Source organism: Lacticaseibacillus camelliae DSM 22697 = JCM 13995 (assembly GCF_001311195.1).
In the GTDB taxonomy this organism is placed as follows: Bacteria; Bacillota; Bacilli; order Lactobacillales; family Lactobacillaceae; genus Lacticaseibacillus; species Lacticaseibacillus camelliae.
Genome location: NZ_BBAJ01000008.1, coordinates 45,413 through 52,439, shown reverse-complemented (window position 1 = coordinate 52,439; position 7,027 = coordinate 45,413). Strand labels below are relative to the sequence as shown.

At 54.6% G+C, this 7,027-nt stretch carries 10 protein-coding genes; 2 read left to right on the top strand and 8 right to left on the bottom strand.

What is annotated here, in order from left to right; genetic code table 11:
* Positions 1 to 144: 144 nt before the first annotated feature.
* The 4 genes from JCM13995_RS02735 to efp all read right to left on the bottom strand — a co-directional run bounded on the left by JCM13995_RS02735 (position 145) and on the right by efp (position 2,232).
* On the bottom strand, positions 145 to 651 hold the full coding sequence (locus JCM13995_RS02735) for a polysaccharide deacetylase family protein (RefSeq protein WP_082397679.1): 507 nt from the start codon (positions 649 to 651) through the stop codon (positions 145 to 147).
* Positions 606 to 887 (bottom strand): polysaccharide deacetylase family protein, encoded by a 282-nt coding sequence (locus tag JCM13995_RS02730; RefSeq protein WP_156314293.1) that lies wholly within the window; start codon positions 885 to 887, stop codon positions 606 to 608. The genes JCM13995_RS02735 and JCM13995_RS02730 overlap by 46 nt, the downstream gene beginning before the upstream one ends.
* Positions 888 to 1,006: 119 nt before the next feature.
* Positions 1,007 to 1,411, bottom strand: coding sequence for a hypothetical protein (locus JCM13995_RS02725; protein ID WP_156314292.1), 405 nt, complete (start codon positions 1,409 to 1,411; stop codon positions 1,007 to 1,009).
* A gap of 218 nt (positions 1,412 to 1,629) precedes the next feature.
* Complete coding sequence (gene efp / locus JCM13995_RS02720; RefSeq protein WP_054662217.1) at positions 1,630 to 2,232, bottom strand: elongation factor P; 603 nt, start codon at positions 2,230 to 2,232, stop codon at positions 1,630 to 1,632.
* Between the two features lie 238 nt (positions 2,233 to 2,470).
* Here efp and JCM13995_RS02715 point away from each other — a divergent pair, with 238 nt between their 5' ends.
* Positions 2,471 to 3,172 carry a DUF805 domain-containing protein gene (locus tag JCM13995_RS02715; RefSeq protein ID WP_054662214.1) on the top strand — a complete coding sequence of 234 codons (702 nt, stop codon included), beginning with the start codon at positions 2,471 to 2,473 and terminating at the stop codon, positions 3,170 to 3,172.
* Between the two features lie 63 nt (positions 3,173 to 3,235).
* On the opposite strand, the gene JCM13995_RS02710 is transcribed toward JCM13995_RS02715, so the two are convergent.
* Positions 3,236 to 3,640 (bottom strand): flavodoxin family protein, encoded by a 405-nt coding sequence (locus JCM13995_RS02710; RefSeq protein WP_054662211.1) that lies wholly within the window; start codon positions 3,638 to 3,640, stop codon positions 3,236 to 3,238.
* A gap of 341 nt (positions 3,641 to 3,981) precedes the next feature.
* On the bottom strand, positions 3,982 to 4,674 hold the full coding sequence (locus JCM13995_RS02705) for a 2,3-diphosphoglycerate-dependent phosphoglycerate mutase (RefSeq protein WP_054662209.1): 693 nt from the start codon (positions 4,672 to 4,674) through the stop codon (positions 3,982 to 3,984).
* 150 nt (positions 4,675 to 4,824) lie between these two features.
* Here JCM13995_RS02705 and JCM13995_RS02700 point away from each other — a divergent pair, with 150 nt between their 5' ends.
* Positions 4,825 to 5,034: a hypothetical protein gene (locus JCM13995_RS02700; RefSeq protein ID WP_054662206.1), complete on the top strand. Its 210-nt coding sequence runs from the start codon at positions 4,825 to 4,827 to the stop codon at positions 5,032 to 5,034.
* A 49-nt stretch (positions 5,035 to 5,083) separates the two neighbouring features.
* Here the strand turns inward: JCM13995_RS02700 and JCM13995_RS02695 are convergent, their stop codons facing one another.
* Both JCM13995_RS02695 and JCM13995_RS02690 read right to left on the bottom strand, forming a co-directional pair.
* Positions 5,084 to 6,115, bottom strand: coding sequence for an AI-2E family transporter (locus JCM13995_RS02695; RefSeq protein WP_054662203.1), 1,032 nt, complete (start codon positions 6,113 to 6,115; stop codon positions 5,084 to 5,086).
* Positions 6,116 to 6,192: 77 nt separating this feature from the next.
* The gene (locus JCM13995_RS02690; protein ID WP_054662200.1) at positions 6,193 to 6,906 is read right to left on the bottom strand and encodes a class A sortase; all 714 of its coding nucleotides are present in this window, start codon (positions 6,904 to 6,906) and stop codon (positions 6,193 to 6,195) included.
* Positions 6,907 to 7,027 lie beyond the last annotated feature (121 nt).

The following is a 7,027-nucleotide window of genomic DNA, read 5'->3' as shown; positions in this document are numbered from 1 at the left end:
GGCGAGTCGACCAGGCCGCCGTTAAAGGCCCCTTTTTGATTGATTTCCGTTTCGCCGTGCCGCACTAAATAAAACTCTGTCATGAGCCGCCTCCGGGGTGATTCTACCAAAAAAAAGCGTCTGCTCTCGCAAACGCTTCTGGGCCTAACTGATCAACCGCTCGTCGCCCTGACCAAAGTACTGATGGCCCGGCAGCAGCCGCTGACCCAGCAGCTGGCTGACCGTCACGAACTGATAACCCTGGCTTTTCAGCTTCGTGATCACGACCGGCAGCGCCTCAACCTCGGCCGGCTGGATGTCATGCATCAAAACGATGGCCCCTGGCCGCGCCGTCGCCTGGACGCGCGCAATGATTGCAGGTTTGCTCTTTGACCGCCAGTCCTGTGAGTCGACCGACCACTGAATGGCGGGCATCCCCACCAGAGCGGCGTTTGCCTTGGACATCGCCCCGTACGGCGGCCGGATAAACGGTGGCAGCGTCCCGAACGCCTGGTAATAAGTCCAAAGATTCTTGCCGTAAACTTCATCCAGCAGCTGAGGCCGGGCCAGCTTGGGCAGGTATGGGTGATCATAGGTGTGGGTCCCGACTTCGTGGCCTGCTGCCTTCACACTTTTGGCCAGAGCCGGGAATTGGGCAATACCAGTCCCCACCTCGAAAAATGTGGCTTTGACTCGACCGCGGCCAGCGTCTTTAAAATGCTGGGCGTCGTCTGCGGGTTAGGCCCATCATCGAAAGTCAGGGCAATCAGCTTCCCGGCAGGCGCGTGGGGCGTCGCGCCCTTCAGGTAAGGAGCAAGTTTCGGGTATGGCACTGTCGCGACCGCCTGGCCGGCTGCCGCGGTGATGGTCAACGCCGCTGCGGTCAGTTTGAAATTGGTTGCGGTCAATGACGCCAGTAGCGGGGCCTGTATCAACTGATTCAGCTGTGCCTCATCTAGCCGGTGCGTTTCAGCCTGGTGCGTTTGTGCCGCGTAGTTGACCGCCCGTCGTGCATTGTCATCAGCGACTAAATCCCCAATGCGCGCAGCGTCCCCTGAGCGGTAGTCGTCAGCTCCCGAGTCAGTTGCCGCTGCTGGACACGCTTGCCCTGTGCGTACAGGCTTTCAATATCTGCGTTCCACGTCACCAACCCCAGCGGTGCAGGCTGCGATTGAGCCGTCACGATTACAGTCTTGTTTCGCGCCTTTTTCGGCAGCTGCGAAAGCACCGCCGCAGCAGCCTGTTTAAGCGCTGGGGCCACTGTTTTTTGCCTATCAGGGAGCACAAATCGCGCACGCCCCTCAGGCAGCGTCACTTTGATCGACTTGCCTACGTGATGTCTGAGCAGCGAGGCTTCTTCCCGGCTCAGCGAATCGGGCTGCACCGCCGGGTGATTCACCCTGGTGGCCGTCCACAACCCAAGTCCGACCAAAAGCGCCCCCACGCCGCCTAACGCTAGGCCCCATCTGATGTTGCGGCGTCGTCTCCTTCTCATTATCCTCCGCCCTTCCCTGTTACCTTTTCAGTATAAGGGGAAAGGAGGTGATTTGACCTAACAATGCTGTTAGAAGTAGACCAATTACTCTCAGCGGGTTCTCATAAGTAGGTTGTGCCTGTCAAGATTGTGTGCGTTTTTTCCATTAAACGCCTTCAGAAGGGACAAAAAAAAGCGCCGCCGCAGCGGTGCTTCGGTAACCTATGCACGCTTCTCGTAGTTCCCAGTCTGGTGCTGACAACGATTGTTTCGCCCGCCTGAACAAAGTCGGGGACGTTCACGACCAATCCAGTTTCCATCGTAGCCGGCTTGCCGCCGTTGGTCACTGACCCACCCTTAAGCGACGGCTGGGTCTCAACCACCTTCAAGTTTACCGTGCTTGGCAGGGTAACCCCAATGACCTCGGTGCCGTAGAACTCGATAGCGACCTTCATGTTTTCTAGCAGGTACTTGCGCTCCGATTCCAAGCTAGCCGTCGGGATCTCATACTGCTCGTACGTTTCCAGGTCCATGAAAATCGCGGTGTCATCCTGCGTGTACAGGTACTGAGCCGGCTTGGTGATCAGCTCGGCCAGCTCGATTTTTTCCGTCGGGCGGTAGGTCGTTTGGACCGTGGAGCCGGACCGTACGTCGTAGAGTTTCAGCTGCATTAAGGTGTTACCCTTGCCCGGCTTGTGGTGATTGCTTTCCAAAACCTTGATCAGCTTGCCGTCCTTCACGAACGTCATGCCGGCACGTAAATCGATTGCTTGCGTCATTATTTATCTCTCCTTAAAAGCTAAGCTGCGTCCGACTGGCCTTGCGCCATGGGGGCGGCAGCACGCGCCACTTTAAAATGTCCATGCAACAGCCTCCAATCAGCGGTGCATCAGCGCACCATCCGTTCCAGTATACCATTTATAACGGCGCAAAACTAACCACCTCTAGGCGGAAGCGATTGCGTGCACCACGGCGTTATGCTACGATTCAGTAAAATTGGGTAAGGAGTGAGAAAAAATGGCAATCAAGTCTAGTGCACAGGAGCAGGCCGCCGCGAACAACAAGTACTACCGCGCCACGGGCTTTTCAACAATTAAGGCATTTTTCGGTAACTACTTCAACTTTACGGGACGCTCCAGTCGCAGTGAGTACTGGTGGGTCATTCTGTTTGGTGCCATCCTAAGCATTGTCGCCATGATTGGCTTTATCGTTGCGGTGGTTGGCTCTGCGATTGGCCTCGACCCGGACACCATGAGCCCGGCCAAAATCTTTGGCCACATGGGAATCGGCCTTGTGATTTTTCTACTGTTGGTCATTCTTGTAGCACTGGTGCTACTGGTCCCATCCTTGGCCCTGCTCATTCGGCGCTACCGCGATGCGGGGATTCCATGGTGGATCTACCTGGTCCAACTGTTAATAAACGCCTCCACTAACTTCATGCCGAAGGACTCGACAGTCGCCAGCCTCCTGTCCTGGGCCGTCTCCCTGTCGATCCTGATTCTCACCTTACTGCCGTCCAAACCATTACCAAATTTGCCTGCTGATGACACCGGTACCCGTTCCGACTTAGATTCGCGGATCGATCCTAACGTCTTTGCAGCGCCGACTACCAGTGTTGCACCACAAGCACCCAAGGCACCTGAGACTCCGAAAGGCTCTCAGGCCAGCGAGGCACCGGAAAAACACGACGACCCGGATCATCCTTACACAGAAGGGTAATGACAAATAGGCGATGGGACTTTTGCCCCACCGCCTGAACCGAGATTCAAATTTAATCCATGCTCATTTCAAGGATTGCTGCGCAAAGGCGGCAATCTTTTCTTTTTCGTCATCACTGAGCGCCTTTTTGCTTGGCATCATGCCGTGCAGGAACAACCGGTGCTGCGAAACGTTGAGGTGCTGGGCCTTCAGCTCTTTTTCCAGCCCGTGGCCGATCGACATCACGCCGCCTGAGGTCCCGAACATGGTGACCGTGCCGACTTGCGCCGGGTCCAGCTTGGCGACAAACGCCTTCAACTCCTTGTCGATGCTGCCCATGTGAATGGCGCCACCTAAGAAAAGCTGATCAACGTGCTCCGGCAAAGGCGTGTCAACGGTTTGCGCCTCGACGTTCAGGTGCTGAGCCAGTTCATCAGCGACCTTTTGCGTGTTCCCGGTCTTAGAAAAATACCTTACTGCAATACTCATCTTTCTGCCTCCATGATCATGTGATTTTTTAATCTGTTGCCTGGCGCTCCCCGTTGACCCGGCCAATCATTTTTGTGCCACTGCTGGATGACCGCTCCTAAACTCATCATAGCACCACGGTTTCACCTGCGTTTCTTTGCACCCCTGAACGCGGCAGCTGCGACATCAGCCTGATCGTCCCAGGTCCAAGGACAATTGATGTTTGCGCTTACACATTGCTAGCACTTTTATTATAGGCCATTTAACCGGCAGCGGCGCATTTCAGTCACGGGTTACCGGCTCGCCTTGCTCAACACAAAAAGCCGCCTGCATAAGCAGACGGCTGATGGTGTAGACTGAAATTACTTGCTGAGCTTAACCTTGTCGGTAACTTCCAGCTTGTCGTTGAATGTGTAAACAACAGGTTCGCCAGTGGTCATTTCCAGGTTGATGATGTCTTCATCGGAAATGTTTTCGATGTACTTGGTCAAGGCGCGCAGTGAGTTGCCATGGGCAGCGATGATGACGTTCTTACCGTCAAGCAGGTCTGGCGCAATGTGATCTTCCCAGAATGGGATAACCCGTTCCAGCGTGACCTTGAGGTTCTCGCCGCCAGGAATGATGCGTGGGTCGAGGTTCGCGTAACGACGGTCCTTAGCAGCAGAGCCTTCGTCGTCAGCGCTCAAAAGCGGTGGCAAAGTGTCGTACGAACGACGCCAGATGTGAACCTGCTCATCGCCCCACTTCTTGGCTGCTTCGGCCTTGTTTTGGCCCTGCAAAGCGCCGTAGTGACGTTCGTTCAGGCGCCAGGTCTTGGTTTCTGGGATCCAGAGCTGGTCGGATTCTTCCAGTGCGTAGTGCAAAGTCTTGATCGCACGAGTCAAAACGGAAGTGTACGCCTGATCGAATTCAAGGCCGGCCTTCTTGATGCGACGACCTGCTTCCTTCGCTTCTTCAGTTCCTTTTTCGGACAGGTCAACATCGACCCAGCCGGTAAACTGGTTGGACAGGTTCCATTCACTTTGACCGTGACGGATAAGCACTAATTTTGCCATCGAGAGATTACCTCACTTTTTAATTTTGCTGCATTCACAGCTGTTTTCGACACTTAATGATACACCATTTGCAGAAAAAGCGCGACGCCTTTTACCCGCCGTGGCATCCTCAAGGCAGATTTCTGGTAAACTCTAAGCGGAGGCGAATTTATGCGTAAATATTGGTGGCTGACCGTGGTCGTGCTGTGGCTGCTCAGCATTGTTTATTTTCTCGTCTACGTCAACAGTCCGGCCCTGCGCACCGCCGTCGATGCCAGCACCGCCTTGTCGATGCTGCACGGCCTGATGGACCTGCTGCTGATTGGCGGCGGCATTGCCATCATCGCCGGGTTGTTGCATAAAATTTTTCATCGCAAGTAAAAAACCAGCCCGTTGCGGCTGGTTGATGGCTCATTTAGTCGGCGCGGCCTTAGCGGGTGGCGTTTTTTTTCGTGTCTGGCAACTTCTTGACGCCCAGCAGATCCAAGATAAACGTGAAGATCGGAATGCCGACGATCAAGCCCCAGGTGCCAAACAACCAATCGCCCGCCATCAGCACGACGAACGTGAAGAATACCGGCAGTTTGGTGCGGCTGCTCATAAATTTCGGGTTCAGCACGTAAGTTTCGAGCAGGTGGATGACGATGATCATGATGATAATCGTGAGCACGCCCTGCCACCCACTGACAGTGTAGGCAATGATGGCCAGTGGAACCACCGAGATCAGCGCCCCGGCGACGGGAATCAGGGACAGGAGGAGGACCATGACCGCCAAGCTGGGAATGTTGGGCATTTTCAGGAAAATCAACGTGACCGTCGTGATGGCCGTGTTGACCAGCGCGATGAACAGCTGCGCCTCGATGACGACCCCGAAGGAATCGATAAACTTCTTGGCGAAGTAGGTGACATCCTGGAAGTACCAGCCAAACGTCGAATTCGTGAAATTGCGGCCAAAGCGCATCAGCTCATCGATTTCGATCGAAAAGAAGAAGCTGAGGATCAGGGATAACACCAACGTCACGCCCATTGCAGTCAGGCTCCCGGCGTACTGCAGCAGCGCGGTCACCGACGTCTTGATCTGCTCGTTCAGGTTCATCTGGTTGGCGGCCTGCACGACCCACTGCATGGCCTTGTTATTCGCAAAGGCCTTGCTGTTGTAAAAATCGCTGACGGAGTTGACCAAATGAATCGTCTGCGCCACCACTGCCGGGACGTAGTGAATCACCGCGTACGCCATGCCGGCGATGATCAGCAGGTACAGCGGCACCACTACGACCATGGCGGGCAAGTGCACGCGCCGGCGAATCAATCGGATCAGGCGGGTCACCAGAAACGAGAAAATGAACGTCAGCAAAATGGTGCTCATCACCGAGCGCACCAGCCATAGAACAATCACTAAGCTAAGCAGCACCACCCAGCGCCGCAGTTTCACATTCGCCACAAACCGTTCATACTTGGTCATCAAACCCCTCCCATCAGCCGTTATTATACCCTAGCAAGCACAAAAGCGCCGGCTCAGTTGCCGACGCTTCGCAGCAGTCACTTATCCGCTTTAAAGACTTTGAGGTGCTTCTTGGTCGCCTTCGACACTTTTTTAAGCTCACCGCGCACCATAATGCGGTCGGCACGGCTGGCCGTGCTGACCTCACAGGTGATGAGCGTAATCAGCTTCTGGTTCGGCACAGGATCGACCCAGTGCACCTCGTACTGATCAACGTTTTTCTTCAGGGTCACCTTGTAGCGGTAGACTTTTTTCATGTCGGTCAGGTAAATGTTATCGCCTTTTTTAACGTAACCCAGCGGTGAAAACAGCACGCCCTTGTGCGAGGTGTCATGCCCGGCCAAGGCGTAGTTGCCCTCACCCATTTTCTGGTCTGCGGTCATCGTCGCAGCGCCGACAGACAGGTTGTCATTGGCCAGCCCCTTCATGATTGGCAGGCGCAGCGAAACCTTGGGAATCGCGATCATCCCGATGGCGTTTTTCGTGTTCATCGCGGCGTTGCCAACGGTCCCCAGGTCCAGATCATTGACCTTTGAAAAATCGTACGTGGCCTTCTTCTTATTGTTCTTTTCAACTGACTGCTTGTCGACCGCACTCAAGGTCGAGCGGCTCATCCAGTCAACCACGAACAACTTGATCTGCTCGTTGAACACCAGTGCGAGGCCCAGCAACAGCCCCAGGGTCAAAAAGACGCGCCACGCCCACGTCTTGGCTTTCGAACTTTTCTTCGGCTGCTTTGGCGCTTTTGCCATCCTACTACCTCCCACAGACTGGTTTGAACTGACTCTTGTGCTGATTATAACCCGTAAATTAATTGAGCACAACGAAGCCACTTGCGCTGCAAATTGGAACAGTTATAATTGAACTCGGGAT

Excerpts from the sequence above, each read along its gene's own strand:
- JCM13995_RS02705 (WP_054662209.1), bottom strand. The coding sequence starts at position 4,674 with ATGGCAAAATTAGTGCTTATCCGTCACGGTCAAAGTGAATGGAACCTG.
- JCM13995_RS02700 (WP_054662206.1), top strand. The coding sequence starts at position 4,825 with ATGCGTAAATATTGGTGGCTGACCGTGGTCGTGCTGTGGCTGCTCAGC.
- JCM13995_RS02695 (WP_054662203.1), bottom strand. The coding sequence starts at position 6,115 with ATGACCAAGTATGAACGGTTTGTGGCGAATGTGAAACTGCGGCGCTGG.
- JCM13995_RS02710 (WP_054662211.1), bottom strand. The coding sequence starts at position 3,640 with ATGAGTATTGCAGTAAGGTATTTTTCTAAGACCGGGAACACGCAAAAG.
- efp (WP_054662217.1), bottom strand. The coding sequence starts at position 2,232 with ATGACGCAAGCAATCGATTTACGTGCCGGCATGACGTTCGTGAAGGAC.
- JCM13995_RS02715 (WP_054662214.1), top strand. The coding sequence starts at position 2,471 with ATGGCAATCAAGTCTAGTGCACAGGAGCAGGCCGCCGCGAACAACAAG.
- JCM13995_RS02690 (WP_054662200.1), bottom strand. The coding sequence starts at position 6,906 with ATGGCAAAAGCGCCAAAGCAGCCGAAGAAAAGTTCGAAAGCCAAGACG.